The 20,617-nt window shown below is 35.0% G+C and carries 18 protein-coding genes, 2 tRNA genes and 2 pseudogenes; 19 read left to right on the top strand and 3 right to left on the bottom strand.

What is annotated here, in order from left to right; translation table 11 throughout:
- Nucleotides 1–16: 16 nt before the first annotated feature.
- From comC to rlmH, 3 genes are all read right to left on the bottom strand, one after another.
- A complete protein-coding gene (comC, locus tag FJR73_RS06010) occupies nucleotides 17–142 on the bottom strand; it encodes a competence-stimulating peptide ComC (RefSeq protein WP_049535516.1) in 126 nt (41 codons plus the stop codon).
- A 165-nt stretch (nucleotides 143–307) separates the two neighbouring features.
- A tRNA-Arg gene (locus tag FJR73_RS06005) sits at nucleotides 308–381 on the bottom strand.
- A gap of 43 nt (nucleotides 382–424) precedes the next feature.
- Nucleotides 425–904 carry a 23S rRNA (pseudouridine(1915)-N(3))-methyltransferase RlmH gene (gene rlmH / locus FJR73_RS06000; RefSeq protein ID WP_140833914.1) on the bottom strand — a complete coding sequence of 160 codons (480 nt, stop codon included), beginning with the start codon at nucleotides 902–904 and terminating at the stop codon, nucleotides 425–427.
- A 182-nt stretch (nucleotides 905–1,086) separates the two neighbouring features.
- Between rlmH and FJR73_RS05995 the strand changes: the two genes are divergently transcribed.
- The 19 genes and pseudogenes from FJR73_RS05995 to FJR73_RS05910 all read left to right on the top strand — a co-directional run bounded on the left by FJR73_RS05995 (nucleotide 1,087) and on the right by FJR73_RS05910 (nucleotide 20,597).
- On the top strand, nucleotides 1,087–2,268 hold the full coding sequence (locus FJR73_RS05995) for a S1C family serine protease (protein ID WP_140833912.1): 1,182 nt from the start codon (nucleotides 1,087–1,089) through the stop codon (nucleotides 2,266–2,268).
- Between the two features lie 57 nt (nucleotides 2,269–2,325).
- Nucleotides 2,326–3,084, top strand: a complete 759-nt coding sequence (locus FJR73_RS05990; protein ID WP_140833910.1) for a ParB/RepB/Spo0J family partition protein — start codon at nucleotides 2,326–2,328, stop codon at nucleotides 3,082–3,084.
- A 216-nt stretch (nucleotides 3,085–3,300) separates the two neighbouring features.
- Nucleotides 3,301–4,662 carry a chromosomal replication initiator protein DnaA gene (gene dnaA, locus FJR73_RS05985; protein WP_140833908.1) on the top strand — a complete coding sequence of 454 codons (1,362 nt, stop codon included), beginning with the start codon at nucleotides 3,301–3,303 and terminating at the stop codon, nucleotides 4,660–4,662.
- Between the two features lie 157 nt (nucleotides 4,663–4,819).
- Nucleotides 4,820–5,956: a DNA polymerase III subunit beta gene (gene dnaN / locus FJR73_RS05980; protein ID WP_000581173.1), complete on the top strand. Its 1,137-nt coding sequence runs from the start codon at nucleotides 4,820–4,822 to the stop codon at nucleotides 5,954–5,956.
- A 65-nt stretch (nucleotides 5,957–6,021) separates the two neighbouring features.
- On the top strand, nucleotides 6,022–6,216 hold the full coding sequence (locus tag FJR73_RS05975) for a DUF951 domain-containing protein (RefSeq protein WP_000285186.1): 195 nt from the start codon (nucleotides 6,022–6,024) through the stop codon (nucleotides 6,214–6,216).
- Between the two features lie 84 nt (nucleotides 6,217–6,300).
- Nucleotides 6,301–7,416, top strand: a complete 1,116-nt coding sequence (ychF, locus tag FJR73_RS05970; RefSeq protein WP_140833906.1) for a redox-regulated ATPase YchF — start codon at nucleotides 6,301–6,303, stop codon at nucleotides 7,414–7,416.
- Nucleotides 7,417–7,488: 72 nt separating this feature from the next.
- The gene (gene pth / locus FJR73_RS05965) at nucleotides 7,489–8,058 is read left to right on the top strand and encodes an aminoacyl-tRNA hydrolase (protein WP_140833904.1); all 570 of its coding nucleotides are present in this window, start codon (nucleotides 7,489–7,491) and stop codon (nucleotides 8,056–8,058) included.
- Entirely contained in the window at nucleotides 8,059–11,568 is a 3,510-nt protein-coding gene (mfd, locus tag FJR73_RS05960) for a transcription-repair coupling factor (protein WP_140833902.1), read from the top strand. It abuts the gene before it with no gap.
- 57 nt (nucleotides 11,569–11,625) lie between these two features.
- Nucleotides 11,626–11,892: an RNA-binding S4 domain-containing protein gene (locus tag FJR73_RS05955; protein ID WP_001234978.1), complete on the top strand. Its 267-nt coding sequence runs from the start codon at nucleotides 11,626–11,628 to the stop codon at nucleotides 11,890–11,892.
- The gene (locus FJR73_RS05950) at nucleotides 11,885–12,253 is read left to right on the top strand and encodes a septum formation initiator family protein (RefSeq protein ID WP_140833900.1); all 369 of its coding nucleotides are present in this window, start codon (nucleotides 11,885–11,887) and stop codon (nucleotides 12,251–12,253) included. Before FJR73_RS05955 ends, FJR73_RS05950 begins: the two co-directional genes overlap by 8 nt.
- 4 nt (nucleotides 12,254–12,257) lie before the next feature.
- A complete protein-coding gene (locus tag FJR73_RS10395) occupies nucleotides 12,258–12,380 on the top strand; it encodes an SP_0009 family protein (protein WP_000429334.1) in 123 nt (40 codons plus the stop codon).
- Nucleotides 12,373–13,641 carry a serine hydrolase gene (locus FJR73_RS05945; protein ID WP_140833898.1) on the top strand — a complete coding sequence of 423 codons (1,269 nt, stop codon included), beginning with the start codon at nucleotides 12,373–12,375 and terminating at the stop codon, nucleotides 13,639–13,641. The genes FJR73_RS10395 and FJR73_RS05945 overlap by 8 nt, the downstream gene beginning before the upstream one ends.
- Nucleotides 13,638–14,915, top strand: a complete 1,278-nt coding sequence (gene tilS, locus FJR73_RS05940; RefSeq protein ID WP_140833896.1) for a tRNA lysidine(34) synthetase TilS — start codon at nucleotides 13,638–13,640, stop codon at nucleotides 14,913–14,915. The genes FJR73_RS05945 and tilS overlap by 4 nt, the downstream gene beginning before the upstream one ends.
- 4 nt (nucleotides 14,916–14,919) lie before the next feature.
- Nucleotides 14,920–15,462, top strand: a complete 543-nt coding sequence (hpt, locus tag FJR73_RS05935; RefSeq protein ID WP_140833894.1) for a hypoxanthine phosphoribosyltransferase — start codon at nucleotides 14,920–14,922, stop codon at nucleotides 15,460–15,462.
- 15 nt (nucleotides 15,463–15,477) lie between these two features.
- Nucleotides 15,478–17,436, top strand: coding sequence for an ATP-dependent zinc metalloprotease FtsH (gene ftsH, locus FJR73_RS05930; protein WP_140833892.1), 1,959 nt, complete (start codon nucleotides 15,478–15,480; stop codon nucleotides 17,434–17,436).
- Between the two features lie 104 nt (nucleotides 17,437–17,540).
- A pseudogene (locus FJR73_RS05925) lies at nucleotides 17,541–18,828 on the top strand (IS4 family transposase).
- A gap of 30 nt (nucleotides 18,829–18,858) precedes the next feature.
- Nucleotides 18,859–19,831, top strand: a pseudogene (locus FJR73_RS05920) (IS630 family transposase).
- A 123-nt stretch (nucleotides 19,832–19,954) separates the two neighbouring features.
- A complete protein-coding gene (locus tag FJR73_RS05915) occupies nucleotides 19,955–20,434 on the top strand; it encodes a sigma-70 family RNA polymerase sigma factor (RefSeq protein WP_125451777.1) in 480 nt (159 codons plus the stop codon).
- A gap of 91 nt (nucleotides 20,435–20,525) precedes the next feature.
- Nucleotides 20,526–20,597, top strand: a tRNA-Glu gene (locus FJR73_RS05910).
- Nucleotides 20,598–20,617: the final 20 nt, after the last annotated feature.

The raw sequence follows: 20,617 nt of genomic DNA, 5'->3' as shown, positions 1-20,617 counted from the left end.
CTTTCTCCTTATTTCATTACTTTTTTCGTCGGAAAAGAAAATCAAGGAGGATGTCTGAAACCCTACTTTCCCCACCTTTAATCTTTTGCAAGTCTTTTTCCTTCAAGGCTACAAACTGTTCCAATTTAACTGTGTTTTTCATAATAAAATCTCCTAAAATGTTTTTTTCTTGTAAGCTAACTTACAAAAACCATTATACAAAATGGAATTTCATTTTAGATAAAATTCTCTCAACTGTCATTTTTTTCTCCCCAAGTGTACTTTTTTAAGAAAAAAGCCGGGAAAATTCCCAGCTTTGCTACTATATTGATCCCAGCAGGATTCGAACCTGCGACCGTTCGCTTAGAAGGCGAATGCTCTATCCAGCTGAGCTATGAGACCTAATACAATCATTCTACCAAAAATTCAATTAAAAGTCAATTTTCTATTTATGATAGGGCGAACCTTGCTGAATCGTAAAAGCGCGATAGATTTGTTCAGCAAGGACTAGTCTCATTAACTGATGGGGCAAGGTTAAGCGGCCAAAACTAACAGAAAGGTTGGCTCTCTTTTTTACAGCTGATGACAATCCTAAACTCCCTCCAATAATAAAGGTAAGAGTAGAAAATCCTTTTATAGAAGCTTCTTCTAACTGCTTACTAAATTCTTCCGAGGATAAAGTTTTCCCTTCAATAGCTAACGCAATAACAAAATCACGGTCACCAACTTTTGATAAAATTCTCTGACCTTCTATTTCTAAAATCTTTTGATTTTCTGATTCACTGGCCCTGTCTGGTGTTTTTTCATCTGCTAGTTCAATCATTTCAAGCTTAGCAAATCGAGAAATTCGTTTTGAATACTCTGCGATACCATCTTTTAAATACTTTTCTTTCAGTTTCCCAACTGTTACAACTTTAATTTTCATGACTCTATTCTAACATATTCTCTATTTTTTCACATCTTATTCACAAAATAAAAAATAGATTTCAATTGAGAAAATCACAATTTTCAAAGAGTTATCCACAGTTTGTGTAAAACTTTTGTGTTTAAGTTATAATTAAGCTAGTCAGTTTATACTTTCAGTAATTTAAAAATATGGAGGCAAATATGAAACATTTAAAAACATTTTACAAAAAATGGTTTCAATTATTAATCGTTATCGTCATTAGCTTTTTTAGTGGAGCCTTGGGTAGTTTTTCAATAGCTCAACTAACTCAAAAAAGTAGTGTAAGTAACTCTAACAACAATAGTACTATTACACAAACTGCCTATAAGAACGAAAATTCAACAACACAGGCTGTTAATAAAGTAAAACATGCCGTTGTTTCTGTTATTACTTATTCAGCAAATAGACAAAATAGCGTATTTGGCAATGATGAGACTGATACATATTCTCAGCAAATCTCTAGCGAAGGATCTGGGGTTATTTATAAAAAGAATGATAAAGAAGCTTACATCGTCACCAACAATCACGTTATAAATGGTGCCAGCAAAGTCGATATTCGATTGTCAGATGGAACTAAAGTACCCGGAGAAATTGTCGGAGCTGATACTTTCTCTGATATTGCTGTCGTCAAAATCTCTTCAGAAAAAGTGACAACAGTAGCTGAGTTTGGTGATTCTAGTCAGTTAACCGTAGGAGAAACTGCCATTGCCATCGGTAGCCCATTAGGTTCTGAATATGCAAATACTGTCACTCAAGGTATCGTATCTAGTCTTAATCGAAATGTATCTTTAAAATCTGAAGATGGACAAGCCATTTCTACAAAAGCCATCCAAACTGATACTGCTATTAACCCAGGTAACTCTGGTGGCCCACTGATCAATATTCAAGGACAGGTTATCGGAATTACTTCAAGTAAAATTGCAACAAATGGAGGAACATCTGTAGAAGGCCTTGGTTTTGCAATTCCTGCAAATGATGCTATCAATATTATTGAACAGTTAGAAAAGAACGGAAAAGTGACGCGTCCAGCTTTGGGCATCCAAATGGTCAATCTCTCAAATATTAATACAAGTGATATTAGAAGATTGAATATTCCAAGCAATGTAACATCTGGTGTAGTCGTTCGTTCTGTGCAAAGTAATATGCCTGCCAATGGTCACCTTGAAAAATACGATGTTATTACAAAAGTAGATGACAAGGAGATTGCTTCATCAACAGACTTACAAAGTGCTCTTTACAATCATTCTATCGGAGACACCATTAAGATCACTTACTATCGCAACGGTAAAGAAGAAACTACATCTATTAAACTTGACAAGAGTTCAGGTGATTTAGAATCTTAATTGACATCTATGTAAAGAAAGCTTTACATAAGAGAAAAGATGTGTTAGTGTAGAATCATGGAAAAATTTGAAATGATTTCTATCACGGATATACAAAAAAATCCCTATCAACCTAGAAAAGAATTTGATGGAGAAAAACTAGATGAACTAGCACAGTCCATCAAAGAAAATGGTATCATTCAACCTATTATTGTTCGTCAATCTCCTGTAATTGGTTATGAAATCCTTGCAGGAGAGAGACGCTATCGGGCTTCACTTTTAGCTGGTCTAACGTCTATCCCAGCTGTTGTTAAGCAACTCTCAGACCAAGAGATGATGATACAGTCTATCATTGAAAATTTACAGAGAGAAAATTTAAATCCAATAGAAGAAGCACGAGCCTATGAATCTCTTGTAGATAAAGGATTTACCCATGCTGAAATTGCAGATAAAATGGGCAAGTCTCGTCCTTATATCAGCAACTCCATTCGTTTGCTTTCCTTGCCAGAACAAATCCTCTCAGAAGTAGAAAATGGCAAACTATCACAAGCACATGCACGTTCGCTAGTTGGGTTGAATAAGGAACAACAAGACTATTTCTTTCAACGAATCATCGAGGAAGATATTTCTGTAAGGAAGTTAGAAGCTCTTCTGACAGAGAAAAAACAAAAGAAACAGCAAAAAAATGATTATTTCATACAAAATGAAGAGGAACAGTTAAAAAAACTAATCGGATTAGATATTGAAATCAAACTGTCTAAAAAAGATAGTGGAAAAATCATTATTTCTTTTTCAAATCAAGAAGAATACAGTAGAATTATCAACAGCCTGAAATAAGGCTGTTCTTTTATTTTTTTATCTCACAAGGTTATCCACTATTTTTTTAAGTAAAAATCTTAATAAATCAAAAGTTTTTAGCTTTATCCCCAACCTGTGGATAAAGCTTGATAACATTGTGGATTATTTTTCACAGCTTGTGGAAAATTCTTTCTATCTATGGTAAAATAAGTCTAGCATTAAACTTTTAAACAAATAGTAAAGGAGGAGAACGGATTGAAAGAAAAACAATTTTGGAATCGTATATTAGAATTTGCACAAGAAAGACTCACTCGATCCATGTATGATTTCTATGCTATCCAAGCTGAACTCGTCAAGGTAGAAGAAAATATTGCCACTATATTTCTACCTCGCTCTGAAATGGAAATGGTCTGGGAAAAACAACTAAAAGATATTATTGTAGTAGCTGGTTTTGAAGTTTATGACGCTGAAATAACTCCCCACTATATTTTCACCAAACCTCAAGATACGACTATCTCACAAGTTAAAGAAGATATAAATTCAACTCTTTATGACTATAGTCCAAAGTTAGCATCTATTCCTTATTCGGATACGGGATTAAAAGAAAGGTACACCTTTGATAACTTTATTCAAGGGAATGGAAATGTTTGGGCAGTATCAGCCGCCTTGGCTGTCTCTGAAGATTTGGCTCTGACCTATAATCCTCTTTTTATCTATGGAGGACCTGGGCTTGGAAAGACTCACTTATTAAACGCTATTGGAAATGAAATTCTAAAAAACATTCCTGATGCGCGTGTTAAATATATCCCTGCTGAAAGCTTTATTAATGACTTTCTTGATCACCTAAGACTTGGGGAGATGGAAAAGTTTAAAAAGACCTATCGTAGCCTTGATCTTTTATTGATTGATGATATACAATCTCTAAGTGGTAAAAAAGTTGCAACACAAGAAGAATTTTTCAATACCTTTAATGCACTGCACGACAAGCAAAAACAGATTGTCCTAACGAGTGATCGAAGTCCAAAACATCTAGAAGGGCTCGAGGAGAGGCTTGTCACGCGCTTTAGTTGGGGATTAACACAAACTATCACACCCCCTGACTTTGAAACACGTATTGCCATTTTACAAAGTAAAACGGAACATTTAGGCTACAATTTCCAAAGTGATACTCTAGAATACCTAGCTGGACAATTTGATTCAAATGTTCGAGATCTTGAGGGAGCCATCAACGACATCACTTTAATTGCCAAAGTAAAAAAAATCAAGGATATCACTATTGATATTGCTGCAGAAGCTATTAGAGCTCGCAAACAGGATGTTAGCCAAATGCTCGTCATCCCAATTGACAAAATCCAAAATGAAGTTGGTAACTTCTATGGAGTTAGTGTCAAAGAAATGAAGGGAAGCAGACGCCTTCAACATATTGTTTTAGCCCGTCAAGTAGCCATGTATTTATCTAGAGAACTAACAGATAATAGTCTTCCAAAAATTGGGAAGGAATTTGGTGGAAAAGATCATACAACAGTCATTCACGCCCATGCAAAAATTAAATCTTTGATTGATGAAGACGATAATTTACGTTTAGAAATTGAATCAATCAAAAAGAAAATAAAATAACTTGTGGATAACTTTCGCTTTTTTATCTTTTTTATCCACATTTTTTAAACAAGGCAAAAAACTTGGTATGCCTTACTTTTAGTCTGTTTTCCACAGATTTCACAGACTCTATTATTACTATTATCCTTCTAATACTAAAATAAATAAAGGAGAATCCATGATTCATTTTTCAATTAATAAAAATTTATTTCTACAAGCATTAAATACTACTAAGAGAGCTATTAGTTCTAAAAATGCCATTCCTATTTTATCAACCGTAAAAATTGACGTGACCAATGAAGGTGTTACTTTAATTGGTTCAAATGGTCAAATTTCAATTGAAAATTTTATTTCTCAAAAAAATGAAGATGCTGGTTTGTTAATTACTTCTTTAGGTTCTATCCTTCTTGAAGCTTCTTTCTTCATCAATGTGGTATCTAGTCTACCTGATGTGACTCTTGATTTTAAAGAAATTGAACAAAATCAAATTGTTTTAACCAGTGGAAAATCAGAAATTACCCTAAAAGGAAAAGATAGCGAACAGTACCCACGAATCCAAGAAATTTCAGCAAGCACTCCTTTGGTTCTTGAAACAAAATTACTCAAGAAAATTATCAATGAAACAGCCTTTGCTGCAAGTACACAAGAGAGTCGTCCAATTTTGACAGGTGTTCATTTTGTATTGAGTCAACACAAAGAGTTAAAAACAGTTGCAACAGACTCTCATCGTCTAAGTCAGAAAAAATTAACGCTTGAGAAAAATAGTGATGATTTTGATGTTGTCATTCCTAGCCGTTCTCTACGCGAATTTTCAGCGGTATTTACAGATGATATCGAAACTGTAGAGATTTTCTTTGCCAATAATCAAATTCTCTTTAGAAGCGAAAATATTAGCTTCTATACTCGTCTCCTAGAAGGAAACTATCCTGATACAGATCGCTTGATTCCAACAGACTTTAACACTACTATTACTTTTGATGTTGTAAACTTACGCCAGTCAATGGAACGTGCTCGTCTTTTATCAAGTGCGACTCAAAATGGTACTGTGAAACTTGAAATAAAAGATGGGGTTGTTAGCGCCCATGTTCACTCTCCAGAAGTTGGTAAAGTAAACGAAGAAATCGATACTGATCAGGTGACTGGTGAAGATTTGACCATTAGTTTCAATCCAACTTACTTGATTGATTCTCTTAAAGCTTTAAATAGCGAAAAGGTGACCATTAGCTTTATCTCAGCTGTTCGTCCATTTACTCTTGTGCCAGCAGACACTGATGAGGACTTCATGCAGCTTATTACACCAGTTCGTACAAATTAAGTGAAAGAGGTTGAGCCTAGCTCGCCTCTTTTATGATATAATCAAAAAAGAAAAAGGAGAGTAGTATGTATCAAGTTGGAAATTTTGTTGAAATGAAAAAACCACATGCTTGCACAATCAAGTCAACAGGAAAAAAAGCTAATCGTTGGGAAATTACACGTGTAGGGGCAGATATCAAAATCAAATGTAGTAATTGTGACCATGTTGTCATGATGGGACGCTATGATTTTGATCGAAAAATGAATAAAATTATTGACTGAGAACCCTTAGTTAGAGAGTTAGCAAGTTTTCCCTTTTTGTGTTATAATATTAGGGATTGAAATGAAAACGGAGAATGAGAAAATATGGCTTTAACAGCAGGTATCGTTGGTTTGCCAAACGTTGGTAAATCAACACTATTTAATGCAATTACAAAAGCAAGAGCAGAGGCTGCAAACTATCCATTTGCGACGATTGATCCAAACGTTGGAATGGTTGAGGTTCCAGATGAACGCCTACAAAAACTAACGGAAATGATCACTCCTAAAAAGACAGTTCCAACAACATTTGAATTTACAGATATCGCAGGAATTGTAAAAGGAGCTTCAAAAGGAGAAGGGCTAGGGAATAAATTCTTGGCTAATATCCGTGAAGTAGACGCGATTGTTCACGTAGTTCGTGCTTTTGATGATGAAAATGTTATGCGCGAGCAAGGACGTGAAGATGCCTTTGTGGATCCACTTGCAGATATTGACACCATTAACCTGGAATTGATTCTTGCTGACTTAGAATCAGTCAATAAACGTTATGCGCGTGTAGAAAAGATGGCACGCACGCAAAAAGATAAAGAATCTGTGGAAGAATTTAATGTTCTTCAAAAGATTAAACCAGTCCTAGAAGATGGAAAATCAGCTCGCACCATCGAATTTACAGATGAAGAACAAAAAGTTGTCAAAGGTCTCTTCCTGTTGACAACTAAACCAGTTCTTTATGTTGCTAATGTCGATGAGGATGTAGTTTCAGATCCAGATTCTATCGACTATGTCAAACAAATTCGTGAATTCGCAGCGACAGAAAATGCAGAGGTAGTAGTCATTTCAGCGCGTGCTGAAGAAGAAATTTCTGAATTGGACGATGAAGATAAAAAAGAGTTTCTTGAAGCCATTGGTTTGACAGAATCAGGCGTTGACAAGTTGACTCGTGCAGCTTACCACTTGCTTGGATTGGGAACTTATTTTACAGCTGGTGAAAAAGAAGTTCGTGCTTGGACTTTCAAACGTGGTATGAAGGCTCCTCAAGCAGCTGGTATTATCCATTCAGACTTTGAAAAAGGATTTATTCGTGCGGTAACCATGTCATATGAGGATCTAGTGAAATACGGATCTGAAAAGGCCGTAAAAGAAGCTGGACGTTTGCGTGAAGAAGGTAAAGAATATATCGTCCAAGACGGCGATATCATGGAATTCCGCTTTAACGTTTAATCAGTATTTAAAATAATGTCAATTAGGTTGGAAAAAAATTCCAACCCTTTTGACTTTTGAAAGGAAATATAAATGACAAAATTACTTGTAGGATTGGGAAATCCAGGAGATAAATATTTTGAAACTAAACATAATGTTGGCTTTATGCTGATTGACCAACTAGCAAAAAAACAGAATGTTAGCTTTACACATGATAAGATATTTCAAGCTGAACTAGCATCCTTTTTCCTAAATGGAGAAAAAATTTATCTGGTTAAACCAATGACCTTTATGAATGAAAGTGGAAAAGCGGTTCATGCTTTATTGACTTACTATGGTTTGGATATTGAAGATTTACTCGTCATTTACGACGACCTTGATATGGAAGTTGGGAAAATTCGTTTAAGAGCAAAAGGATCAGCAGGTGGTCATAATGGTATCAAGTCTATTATTCAACATATAGGGACTCAGGCCTTTAATCGTGTTAAGGTTGGAATTGGAAGACCCAAAAACGGCATGTCAGTTGTTAATCATGTTTTAAGTAAGTTTGACAAGGATGATTATATCGGTATTTTACAGTCTATTGACAAAGTTGACGATGCTGTAAATTATTATTTACAAGAGAAAAACTTTGAAAAAATGATGCAGAGGTATAACGGATAAATGGTGACCTTATTAGAGTTGTTCTCAGAAAATGATCAGATCAAAAAATGGCATCAAAATCTGATAGAGAAAAAAAGACAATTAATGTTAGGTTTGTCAACTTCTACAAAAGCTTTAGCCATCGCTAGTAGTTTGAAGAAAGAAGATAAGATTGTTTTATTGACATCAACTTATGGAGAAGCAGAAGGGATTATTAGTGATCTTATTTCTATCTTAGGTGAGGAATTTGTCTATCCATTTTTGGTAGATGATTCACCTATGGTCGAGTTTTTAATGTCTTCACAAGAAAAAATTATCTCACGGGTTGAAGCTTTGCGTTTTTTGAGTGATCCGTCTAAGAAAGGGATCTTAGTTTGTAATATTGCAGCAAGTCGACTGATTTTACCCTCTTCAACTGTATTTAAAGAAAGTATTATAAAAATTGTAGTTGGTGAAGAATATGACCAACATGCGCTTATCCATCAGTTAAAGGAAATTGGTTATCGAAAGGTTACACAAGTACAAACTCAAGGAGAATTTAGTCTTCGAGGAGATATTTTAGATATTTTTGAAATATCTCAGTTAGAACCTTGCCGAATTGAGTTTTTTGGTGATGAGGTAGATGGAATTCGTACTTTTGAAGTCGAAACACAATTATCGAAAGAAAATCAGTCAGAACTCATCATCTTTCCAGCTAGTGATATTCTCATAAGAGAAGAAGATTATCAACGAGGTCAGTTGACTTTAGAAAAACAAATTTTGAAGACTCTATCGCCGATTCTGAAATCTTATCTAGAAGAAATTCTTTCAAGTTTTCATCAAAAACAAAGTCATGCAGATTCTAGGAAATTTTTATCTTTGTGTTATGAGAAATCATGTACTGTATTTGATTATATTGAAAAAGACATACCAATATTCTTTGATGATTATCAGAAATTGATGAATCAGTATGAAGTCTTTGAAAGAGAATTAGCACAATACTTTACAGAAGAATTACAGAGCAGTAAAGCATTTTCTGAGATGCAGTATTTTGCAGATACAGAGCAACTCTATAAAAAACAGAGTCCGGTTACCTTTTTCTCTAATATACAAAAGGGGTTAGGAAATCTCAAGTTTGACCAAATTTATCAATTTAATCAATATCCCATGCAGGAGTTTTTCAATCAATTTTCTTTTCTAAAAGAAGAAGTTGAACGATACAAAAAAATGGATTATACTATTATCCTACAGTCTAGCAATTCAATGGGAAGTAAAACATTGGAGGATGTTTTAGAGGAATACCAGATTAAATTAGATTCCAGAGATAAGTCAAGTATTTGTAAAGAATCTGTAAACTTAATCGAGGGAAATCTCAGACATGGTTTTCATTTTGTAGATGAAAAGATTTTATTTATTACTGAACATGAGATTTTTCAAAAGAAATTGAAACGTCGTTTTCGAAGACAACATGTTTCAAACGCAGAGAGATTAAAAGATTACAATGAACTTGAAAGAGGGGACTACGTTGTTCACCATATTCATGGGATTGGCCAATATCTAGGAATTGAAACCATTGAAATCAAAGGGATTCATCGTGATTATGTTAGTGTTCAATACCAAAACGGGGATCAAATCTCTATCCCAGTGGAACAGATTCATCTACTTTCCAAATACGTTTCAAGTGACGGTAAAGCACCTAAACTCAATAAATTAAATGATGGTCATTTCAAAAAAGCAAAGCAAAAAGTTAAGAACCAGGTAGAGGATATAGCTGACGATTTAATTAAACTTTATTCTGAACGCAGACAGTTGAAGGGGTTTGCTTTCTCAGCTGATGATGAGGATCAACATGCTTTTGATGATGCCTTCCCTTATGTTGAAACGGATGATCAACTTCGTAGTGTTGAGGAAATCAAGAGAGATATGCAGGCTTCTCAACCAATGGATAGACTTTTAGTTGGGGATGTTGGTTTTGGAAAGACTGAAGTTGCTATGCGTGCAGCCTTTAAGGCAGTCAATGATCACAAACAAGTTGTCGTTCTAGTTCCGACGACGGTTTTAGCGCAACAGCACTATACCAATTTTAAGGAAAGATTCCAAAATTTTGCAGTTAATATTGATGTGTTGAGTCGCTTTAGAAGTAAAAAAGAGCAGACTGAAACACTTGAAAAATTGAAAAACGGTCAAGTTGATATTTTGATTGGAACCCATCGTGTTTTGTCAAAAGATGTTGTATTTGCTGATTTAGGATTGATGATTATTGATGAGGAACAGCGATTTGGTGTCAAGCATAAGGAAACTTTGAAAGAATTGAAGAAACAAGTGGATGTCCTAACTTTGACCGCTACTCCAATCCCTCGTACCCTCCATATGTCTATGTTGGGAATCAGAGATTTGTCTGTTATTGAAACTCCGCCGACTAATCGTTATCCAGTGCAAACCTATGTTTTGGAAAAGAATGATAGTGTCATTCGTGATGCTGTTTTGCGTGAAATGGAGCGTGGAGGTCAAGTTTACTATCTTTACAATAAAGTTGACACAATTGATCAGAAGGTTTCAGAATTACAGGAGTTGATTCCAGAAGCTTCGATTGGGTATGTTCACGGACAAATGAGTGAAATCCAGTTGGAAAATACTCTATTAGACTTTATTGAGGGACAATATGATATCTTGGTGACGACTACCATTATCGAGACAGGGGTGGACATTCCAAATGCTAATACCTTGTTTATCGAAAATGCAGACCATATGGGCTTGTCAACCTTGTATCAGTTAAGAGGAAGAGTTGGTCGTAGCAACCGCATTGCTTATGCTTATCTCATGTATCGTCCAGAAAAATCAATCAGTGAAGTTTCTGAAAAGAGATTAGAAGCTATCAAAGGATTTACAGAATTGGGCTCGGGATTTAAGATTGCTATGCGAGATCTTTCGATTCGTGGAGCAGGAAATCTTTTAGGAAAATCCCAGTCTGGTTTCATTGATTCTGTTGGTTTTGAATTGTATTCGCAGTTACTAGAGGAAGCTATTGCTAGAAGAAACGGTAATGCTAACACTAACACAAGAACCAAAGGAAATGCTGAATTGATTTTACAAATTGATTCCTATATTCCTGATACTTATATTTCTGACCAAAGACATAAAATCGAAATTTACAAGAAAATTCGTCAAATTGACAACCGTGTCAATTATGAAGAGTTACAAGAGGAGTTGATAGACCGTTTTGGAGAATATCCAGACGTGGTAGCCTATCTTTTAGAGATTGGTTTGGTCAAGTCTTATTTTGACAAGGTTTTTGTTCAACGTGTGGAAAGAAAAGAGAATAAGATTACAGTTCAATTTGAAAAAGTCACTCAACGACTGTTTTTAGCTCAAGATTATTTTAAAGCTTTATCTGCAACAAACATAAAAGCAGCAATAGCTGAGAATAAGGGATTAATGGAAGTCGTATTTGATGTCCGAAACAAGAAGGACTATGAAATTTTAGAAGGTCTGCTCATTTTTGGAGAAAGTTTATTAGAGATAAAAGAGTCGAAGGAAGAAAATGTCATTTGATATTTTTTTTCTATAAAGTAGATAAAAATGGTACAATAATAAATTGAGGTAATAAAAATGAGATTAGACAAATATTTAAAAGTATCAAGAATTATCAAGCGTCGTACAGTCGCAAAAGAAGTAGCAGATAAAGGCAGAATCAAGGTGAATGGAATCTTGGCCAAAAGTTCAACGGATTTGAAAGTTAATGACCAAGTTGAAATTCGTTTTGGAAATAAGTTGCTACTTGTCAAAGTACTAGAGATGAAAGATAGTACAAAAAAAGAAGATGCAGCAGGCATGTATGAAATTATCAGTGAAACAAGGGTAGAAGAAAATGTCTAAGAATATTGTACAATTAAACAATTCTTTTATCCAAAATGAATACCAACGTCGTCGCTACCTGATGAAAGAACGACAAAAACGGAATCGTTTTATGGGGTGGGTATTGATTTTGATTATGCTGTTATTTATTTTGCCAACTTTTAATTTAGCGCAGAGCTATCAGCAATTACTCCAAAGACGTCAGCAATTAGCAGACTTGCAAACTCAGTATCAAACTTTGAGTGATGAAAAGGATAAGGAGACAGCATTTGCTACCAAGTTGAAAGACGAGGATTATGCTGCCAAATATACACGAGCGAAGTACTATTATTCTAAGAATCGGGAATCTGTTTATACGATTCCTGACTTGCTTCAAAGGTGATAAAATGGAAAATTTATTAGACGTAATTGAGCAATTTTTGAGTTTATCAGATGAAAAGCTTGAAGAGTTGGCTGATAAAAATCAATTATTGCGTTTACAAGAAGAAAAGGAAAGGAAGAATGCGTAAATTCTTAATTATTTTGTTGCTACCGAGTTTTTTGACAGTTTCAAAAGTAGTTAGCACAGAAAAAGAAGTTGTCTATACTTCGAAAGAAATTTATTACCTTTCACAATCTGACTTTGGTATTTATTTTAGAGAAAAGCTAACTTCTCCTATGGTTTATGGAGAAGTTCCTGTTTATGCGAATGAAGATTTAGTTGTTGAATCTGGAAAATTAAGTCCAAAAATAAGTTTCCAAATAACCGAGTGGCGTTTAAATAAACAAGGAATTCCAGTATTTAAGTTATCCAATCATCAATTTATTGCTGCAGACAAACGATTTTTATATGATCAGTCAGAGGTAACTCCTACAATAAAAAAAGTATGGTTAGAATCTGATTTTAAACTGTACAATAGTCCTTATGATTTAAAAGAAGTGAAATCATCCTTATCAGCTTATTCTCAGGTATCAATCGATAAGACCATGTTTGTAGAAGGAAGAGAATTTCTACATATTGATCAGACTGGATGGGTAGCTAAAGAATCAACTTCTGAAGAAGATAATCGGATGAGTAAAGTTCAAGAAATGTTATCTGAAAAATATCAGAAGGATTCATTCTCTATTTATGTTAAGCAACTGACTACTGGAAAAGAAGCTGGTATCAATCAAGATGAAAAGATGTATGCAGCTAGTGTTTTAAAACTCCCTTATCTTTATTATACGCAAGAAAAAATAAATGAGGGTCTTTATCAGTTAGACACGACTGTAAAATACGTATCTGCGGTCAATGATTTTCCAGGTTCTTATAAACCAGAGGGAAGTGGTAGCCTCCCTAAAAAAGAGGATAATAAAGAGTATTCTCTCAAGGACTTAATAACGAAAGTATCTAAAGAATCGGACAATGTAGCTCATAACATATTGGGATATTACATTTCAAACCAATCTGATGCCACATTCAAATCCAAGATGTCTGCTATTATGGGAGATGATTGGGATTCAAAAGAAAAATTGATTTCTTCCAAGATGGCCGGGAAGGTCATGGAAGCTATTTATAATCAAAATGGATTTGTGCTAGAGTCTTTGACTAAAACAGATTTTGATAATCAGCGAATTGCCAAAGGTGTTTCTGTGAAGGTAGCTCATAAAATTGGGGATGCGGACGAATTTAAGCATGATACGGGTGTTGTCTACGCAGATTCTCCATTTATTCTTTCTATTTTCACTAAGAATTCTGATTATGATACAATTTCTCAGATATCCAAGGATGTTTATGAGGTTCTAAAATGAGGGAACAAGATTTTTTAAATCATTTTCTCAAGAAGGGATATTTCAAAAAGCATACTAAGGTGGTGCTAGCTCTTTCTGGTGGGTTAGATTCTATGTTTCTATTTAAGGTATTATCTACTTATCAAAAAGAGTTAGAAATCGAACTGATTTTAGCCCATGTTAATCATAAGCAGAGAGTAGAATCAGATTGGGAAGAACAGGAATTAAGGAAGTTGGCTGCTGAATCAGAGCTTCCTATTTATATCAGCAATTTTTCAGGAGAATTTTCAGAAGCGCGTGCTCGACATTTTCGTTATGATTTTTTTAAAGAGGTCATGAAAAAGACAGGTGCGACAGCTTTAGTCACTGCCCACCATGCTGATGACCAGGTGGAAACGATTTTGATGCGTTTGATTCGAGGTACTCGTTTGCGCTATCTATCAGGAATTAAGGAGAAGCAAGTAGTAGGAGAGATAGAAATCATTCGGCCCTTATTGCATTTTCAGAAAAAAGACTTTCCATCAATTTTTCACTTTGAAGATGCATCAAATAAGGAAAATCATTATTTTCGAAATCGTATTCGAAACTTTTATTTACCAGAATTAGAAAAAGAAAATCCTCGATTTAGAGATGCAATCTTAAGTATAGGAAATGAAATTTTAGATTATGACTTAGCCATAGCTGAATTATCTAGCAATATTGATGTGGAAGATTTACAGCAGTTATTTTCTTATTCTGAGCCAACACAAAAAGTTTTACTTCAAATTTATCTGAATCGTTTTCCAGATTTGAATCTTACAAAAGCTCAGTTTGAAGAAGTTCGGCAAATTTTAAAGACTAAAAGCCAGTATCGTCATCCACTTAAAAATGGTTATGAATTAGTAAAAGAGTATCAACAGTTTCGGATTTGTAAAATCAGTCCTCAGTCTGATGAAAAGGAAGATGAACTTGTGTTACACTATCAAAATCAGGTATTTTATCAAGGATGCATATTTTCCTTTGGAATTCCTTTAGAAGGTGAATCAATTCAACAAATACCTGTTTCACGGGAAACATCCATACACATTCGTCATCGAAAAACAGGAGATTTTCTGATTCAAAATGGGCATAGAAAAAAACTCAGACGTCTATTTATCGATTTGAAAATCCCTATGGAAAAACGAAAATCTGCTCTAATTATTGAGCAATTTGGTGAAATTGTCTCAATTTTGGGAATTGCGACCAGTAATTTGAGTAAAAACACGAAAAATGATATAATGAACACTGTACTTTATATAGAAAAAATAGATAGGTAAAAAAATGTTAGAAAACGATATTAAAAAAATTCTCGTTTCACACGATGAAATTACAGAAGCTGCTAAAAAATTAGGTGCCCAACTAACTAAAGATTATGCAGGAAAAAATCCGATTTTAATTGGGATTTTAAAAGGATCTATCCCTTTTATGGCTGAATTGGTTAAACAGATTGATACACATATTGAAATGGACTTCATGATGGTTTCTAGCTACCATGGTGGAACAGCAAGTAGTGGTGTTATCAATATTAAACAAGATGTGACTCAGGATATCAAAGGAAGACATGTTCTGTTTGTAGAAGATATTATTGATACAGGTCAAACTTTGAAGAGTTTAAGAGATATGTTTAAAGCAAGAGAGGCTGCTTCTGTTAAAATTGCAACCTTGTTGGATAAACCAGAAGGACGTGTTGTAGAAATTGAGGCAGACTATACCTGCTTTACTATCCCAAATGAGTTTGTAGTAGGTTATGGTTTAGACTACAAAGAAAACTATCGTAACCTTCCTTATGTTGGAGTATTGAAAGAAGAAGTATATTCAAATTAGAAAGAACAATTTTTAATGAAAAAACAAAATAATGGTTTAATTAAAAATCCTTTTCTATGGTTATTACTTATTTTTTTCCTAGTTACAAGTTATCAGTATTTTAGTACAGGTAGTGTTGCAGGGAAAAATGAGCAAATTAATTATACAGAATTGGTAAAAGAAATTACCGATGACAATGTAAAAGAATTGACTTACCAACCAAATGGCAGTGTTATCGAAGTTTCAGGTGTTTATAAAAATCCTAAAACAAGTAAAGAAGCAACAGGCATTCAGTTCTTTTCTCCTTCTGCTACAACAGTAGAGAAATTTTCAAGTATTATTCTTCCTTCAGACACTACAGTATCAGAATTGCAAAAACTTGCTTCTGACCATAAAGCGGAAGTAACTGTTAAACATGAAAGTTCAAGTGGTATGTGGATTAATATTCTTGTATCCATTGTGCCATTCGGTATTCTTTTCTTCTTCCTATTCTCTATGATGGGAAATATGGGAGGAAATAATAGTCGTAACCCAATGAGTTTTGGACGTAGTAAGGCTAAAGCTGCAAATAAAGAAGATATTAAAGTAAGATTTTCAGATGTTGCTGGAGCTGAGGAAGAAAAACAAGAACTAGTTGAAGTTGTTGAATTTTTAAAAGATCCAAAACGATTTACAAAACTTGGAGCCCGTATTCCAGCAGGTGTTCTTTTGGAGGGACCTCCGGGAACAGGTAAAACTTTGCTTGCTAAGGCAGTAGCCGGAGAAGCAGGTGTTCCATTCTTTAGTATCTCAGGTTCTGACTTTGTAGAAATGTTTGTCGGAGTTGGAGCTAGTCGTGTTCGTTCTCTTTTTGAAGATGCCAAAAAAGCAGCACCAGCTATCATCTTTATAGATGAAATTGATGCTGTTGGACGTCAACGTGGAGTTGGTCTTGGCGGAGGAAATGACGAACGTGAACAAACCTTGAACCAACTCTTGATTGAGATGGATGGTTTTGAGGGAAATGAAGGGATTATCGTCATCGCTGCTACAAACCGTTCAGATGTACTTGACCCTGCCCTTTTGCGTCCAGGACGTTTTGATAGAAAAGTATTGGTTGGCCGTCCTGATGTTAAAGGTCGTGAAGCAATCTTGAAAGTTCACGCTAAGAACAAGCCTTTATCAGAAGATGTTGATTTGAAATTAGTGGCTCAACAAACTCCAGGTTTTGTGGGTGCTGATTTAGAGAATGTATTGAATGAAGCGGCTTTAGTTGCTGCTCGTCGCAATAAATCGGTAATTGATGCCTCAGATATTGATGAAGCAGAAGATAGAGTGATTGCTGGTCCTTCTAAGAAAGATAAGACTGTTTCACAAAAAGAACGTGAATTGGTTGCCTACCATGAGGCAGGTCATACCATTGTTGGTTTAGTTTTGTCAAATGCCCGTGTTGTTCATAAAGTTACTATCGTACCACGCGGCCGTGCAGGCGGTTATATGATTGCACTTCCTAAGGAAGACCAAATGCTTCTATCTAAAGAAGATATGAAAGAGCAATTGGCTGGCTTAATGGGTGGACGTGTAGCTGAAGAAATTATCTTTAATGTCCAAACTACAGGAGCTTCAAACGACTTTGAACAAGCGACACAAATGGCGCGTGCAATGGTTACAGAGTACGGTATGAGTGAAAAACTTGGCCCAGTTCAATATGAAGGAAATCATGCCATGTTTGGTGCACAAAGCCCTCAAAAATCAATTTCAGAACAAACAGCTTATGAAATTGACGAAGAGGTTAGATCATTATTGAATGAAGCACGAAATAAAGCTGCTGAAATTATTCAGTCAAATCGTGAAACTCACAAGTTGATTGCAGAAGCATTATTGAAATACGAAACATTGGATAGTACACAAATTAAATCTCTTTACGAAACAGGAAAGATGCCTGAAACAGTAGAAGAGGAATCTCATGCACTATCTTATGATGAAGTAAAATCAAAAATGAATGACGAAAAATAACACTTATAGAGGCACTAATGTCATTAAGTTAAGAAATTCAAATACAATTCTGTATTTGGGTTTCTTTTTTATGTGATAAACTTATAGTTAAGGAGGTATTTCTCATGATAAAACAGATAAAAGCCCACTTGAATAAGAGTATTCAGAGTATCCTTGGTCAAAAAGTTGAGTTCGTCAAACAAGATGAACAGGTCTTTACTCGTAAAAGAAGTTTATCACTAGAAACTATGATTCGTACAATTCTGGGAATGGGCGGGAAATCACTGTCAAAAGAATTACTAGATGCCAAACTGACAGTTTCAAATTCAGCCTTTGTTCAAAGACGCTATCAAATAAAACCTGAAGCTTTCTATGCCCTATTTAAAGAATTTACAGCACCTATTCCACTCAACACTGATTTCCTAATATTCGCTGCTGATGGGAGTGATATCTGTATTCCTAGAAATCCTATAGATACAGAAACCTCTATCTAAACAAAAAAGGATGTTAAATCCTATGATCTCATGCACATAAATACCCTATACGACTTGACGACTGGAGGATAAAGAGATGTTTCTATTCAAGACAAACATAGGCAACATGATCGATTAGCTATGATTCAGATGATGGAGACTTCTCCCTTTCGAGAAAGCTCTGGTTATCATGGATAGAGGATATGAAAGTTACAATCTCATGGCTCATTTTCAAGAAAAAGGTTGGCTTTACCTTATCTGCATTCGAGATGGGAAACAATCTATGTGTTCTTCCTTCAACTTGCCAAATACAGAGTGTTTTGATCAAACATTTTCTCTAACATTATCACGAAAGCAAACCAAGCAGTTTAAAAAACGTTATCGTGATTTTCCCAATGACTATCATTTTATTCCACACAATTCTACTTTTGATTTTCTTCCAGAAACAAGTCGAAAACATGACCCTGTTGAACTATACCAACTTCCTTTTCGTATGGTACGTTTAGAAGTGGAAAAAGGAAAATACGAAACTTTAGTGACAAATACGGGATATTCAGTCCAAGAATTAAAAAATCTCTACGCCAGTAGATGGGGCATAGAGACTAGTTTTCGTGACCTGAAATACAGTATTGGCTTGGTCAATTTTCACGCCAAAAAGAAGGCAGGGATTCTCAAAGAAATCTTTGCTCGCTTTACAAATTTTAACTTTTGTCGTTGGGTAAACTCGCAAGTTGCCATCGACAGTAGTCACAAAAAACAAAGATATAAAGTGTGTTTCTCAGATGCGACTTATGCCTGCCGTTTGTTTTTTAACGGTTCCCTTTTTTCTCCAGTTGAAAACTACCTCAAGAAACAGTTATCTATTATTCGACCGAATCGAAAATATCCAAGAAAGATAAAAGATCAATCGGTAGTTGATTTCATCTATAGAGTAACATAAATCTCAAAAAACATCTTATAGATAGTAGTTATGAAACTTACAAACGAAGAAAGACAAAAAATTGAAGAACTCCTAAGAGATTCATCGTACGCCAAATATCACAAACGTCTACAGATTATTTATTTTTGCTCAAAGGAAAAGAGTTATAAGGAAATCATGGATCTGCTAGATTGCAATAAAACAACTGTTCGGAGGAATTTGAAAAAATACAAGGAGTTTGGTTTAGAAGCTCTTCTTCAAGAGACTCGTGGTGGACGTCATCGAGAATATATGACTTACGAAGAAGAACAAACATTTCTAAAACGTCATATAGAAGCTACTCAGGCTGGGTAATTTGTAACTGTCAATCAGTTATTTGAAGCCTATCAAAGAGAGATTGGTCGCACTTCCACACGTGATGGATTCTATTATCTCCTGAAACGCCATTGTTGGCGAACGGTCACTCCTCGACCCAAACATACCAAGAAGGCAGACGCTCAAACAATTGAGACATCTAAAAATAAAATCTACATTCGAGATCTTAAGCAAGCGCTTTAAGAGGAGAAATCCTATAACAAAGTACGCTTGATGTACCAAGATGAAGCTGGTTTTGGAAGAATCAGTATGATGAGTTCTTGTTGGGCTCCTCAAGGAATCCGATCTAGCATTCCTAGTCATTATATGCTAGAATATCGCTATTGTTATGGGGCAGTAGATGCTCAGACAGTAGATTCCTTCTTCCTCATTGTTGGAGGATGCAATACTGAGTGGACGAATGAATTTCTACGGCAAGTCTCACAAGCTTATCCAGACGACTATATGTTACTTGTCATGGATAATGCTATATGGCATAAATCAAGTACCTTATACACCAGAAATGAACCCTATCGAAAAAGTCTGGAAAGAAATTCGAAAACGATGTTGTAAAAATAAGGCTTTCCAAACATTGGAATCCGTCATTGATAAGCTTCAAGAAGTTATTCAAGGACTGGAAAAAAGCGTTTTGAAAATCATTGAGTATTAATGACATTGAGAGAGGAACGACCTCTCTTTTTTTGTGCAGTTGAGACGGTGTAGAAAGCAGAATAGGGGAATGAACCTAAATAGCTCTATGATTTGTTAAACTGTATCTAGAAAGGAGAACATTATGATTAAAGAATTGTATCAAGAAGTTCAAGGAATTGTGTACAAGTGTAGAAATGAATATTACTTGCATTTATGGGAGCTATCGGATTGGGATCAAGAGGGAATGATTTGCTTACATGAGTTGATTAGTAAAGAAGAAGGAATAGTAGAAGATATTCCACGCTTACGTAAATATTTCAAAACTAAATTCCGAAATCGGATTCTAGACTATATCCGTAAACAAGAAAGTCAAAAAAGAAGATATGATAAAGAACCATATGAAGAAGTAGGTGAGATAAGTCATCGTATAAGCGAGGGAGGTCTGTGGCTAGATGACTACTATCTCTTTCATGAAACAATACGGAGGTATAGAAAGGAACAAAGTAAAGAAAAACAAGAAGAGTTAGAACGTGTTTTAAGAAATGAACGTTTTCGAGGACGTCAAAGAGTATTGAGGGATTTACGTATTGTGTTTAAAGAGTTTGCTATTGGGCTAAAATAGTCAAATTTAAAAAAGTCGAAAAAAGTTTAAAAAAGTAGTTGACAAAAAACAAAAAGGCTGTATAATAGTAAGAGTTGAAAATAACAACTCTGGTCCGTTGGTCAAGGGGTTAAGACACCGCCTTTTCACGGCGGTAACACGGGTTCGAATCCCGTACGGACTATGGTATGTTGCAGATAAAAT

Origin of the sequence: Streptococcus sp. D2 (assembly GCF_006385825.1) — a bacterium.
Classification (GTDB): domain Bacteria; phylum Bacillota; class Bacilli; order Lactobacillales; family Streptococcaceae; genus Streptococcus; species Streptococcus shenyangsis.
This window is presented reverse-complemented; position numbering and strand designations above follow the sequence as displayed.

What these genes read in the sequence shown, in the direction of transcription:
- mfd (WP_140833902.1), top strand. Translation starts at nt 8,059, where the DNA reads ATGGTGACCTTATTAGAGTTGTTCTCAGAAAATGATCAGATCAAAAAA.
- comC (WP_049535516.1), bottom strand. Translation starts at nt 142, where the DNA reads ATGAAAAACACAGTTAAATTGGAACAGTTTGTAGCCTTGAAGGAAAAA.
- FJR73_RS05915 (WP_125451777.1), top strand. Translation starts at nt 19,955, where the DNA reads ATGATTAAAGAATTGTATCAAGAAGTTCAAGGAATTGTGTACAAGTGT.
- tilS (WP_140833896.1), top strand. Translation starts at nt 13,638, where the DNA reads ATGAGGGAACAAGATTTTTTAAATCATTTTCTCAAGAAGGGATATTTC.
- ftsH (WP_140833892.1), top strand. Translation starts at nt 15,478, where the DNA reads ATGAAAAAACAAAATAATGGTTTAATTAAAAATCCTTTTCTATGGTTA.
- FJR73_RS05990 (WP_140833910.1), top strand. Translation starts at nt 2,326, where the DNA reads ATGGAAAAATTTGAAATGATTTCTATCACGGATATACAAAAAAATCCC.
- FJR73_RS05975 (WP_000285186.1), top strand. Translation starts at nt 6,022, where the DNA reads ATGTATCAAGTTGGAAATTTTGTTGAAATGAAAAAACCACATGCTTGC.
- FJR73_RS05995 (WP_140833912.1), top strand. Translation starts at nt 1,087, where the DNA reads ATGAAACATTTAAAAACATTTTACAAAAAATGGTTTCAATTATTAATC.
- FJR73_RS05950 (WP_140833900.1), top strand. Translation starts at nt 11,885, where the DNA reads ATGTCTAAGAATATTGTACAATTAAACAATTCTTTTATCCAAAATGAA.
- FJR73_RS05945 (WP_140833898.1), top strand. Translation starts at nt 12,373, where the DNA reads ATGCGTAAATTCTTAATTATTTTGTTGCTACCGAGTTTTTTGACAGTT.
- FJR73_RS10395 (WP_000429334.1), top strand. Translation starts at nt 12,258, where the DNA reads ATGGAAAATTTATTAGACGTAATTGAGCAATTTTTGAGTTTATCAGAT.
- dnaN (WP_000581173.1), top strand. Translation starts at nt 4,820, where the DNA reads ATGATTCATTTTTCAATTAATAAAAATTTATTTCTACAAGCATTAAAT.
- pth (WP_140833904.1), top strand. Translation starts at nt 7,489, where the DNA reads ATGACAAAATTACTTGTAGGATTGGGAAATCCAGGAGATAAATATTTT.
- FJR73_RS05955 (WP_001234978.1), top strand. Translation starts at nt 11,626, where the DNA reads ATGAGATTAGACAAATATTTAAAAGTATCAAGAATTATCAAGCGTCGT.
- ychF (WP_140833906.1), top strand. Translation starts at nt 6,301, where the DNA reads ATGGCTTTAACAGCAGGTATCGTTGGTTTGCCAAACGTTGGTAAATCA.
- rlmH (WP_140833914.1), bottom strand. Translation starts at nt 904, where the DNA reads ATGAAAATTAAAGTTGTAACAGTTGGGAAACTGAAAGAAAAGTATTTA.
- hpt (WP_140833894.1), top strand. Translation starts at nt 14,920, where the DNA reads ATGTTAGAAAACGATATTAAAAAAATTCTCGTTTCACACGATGAAATT.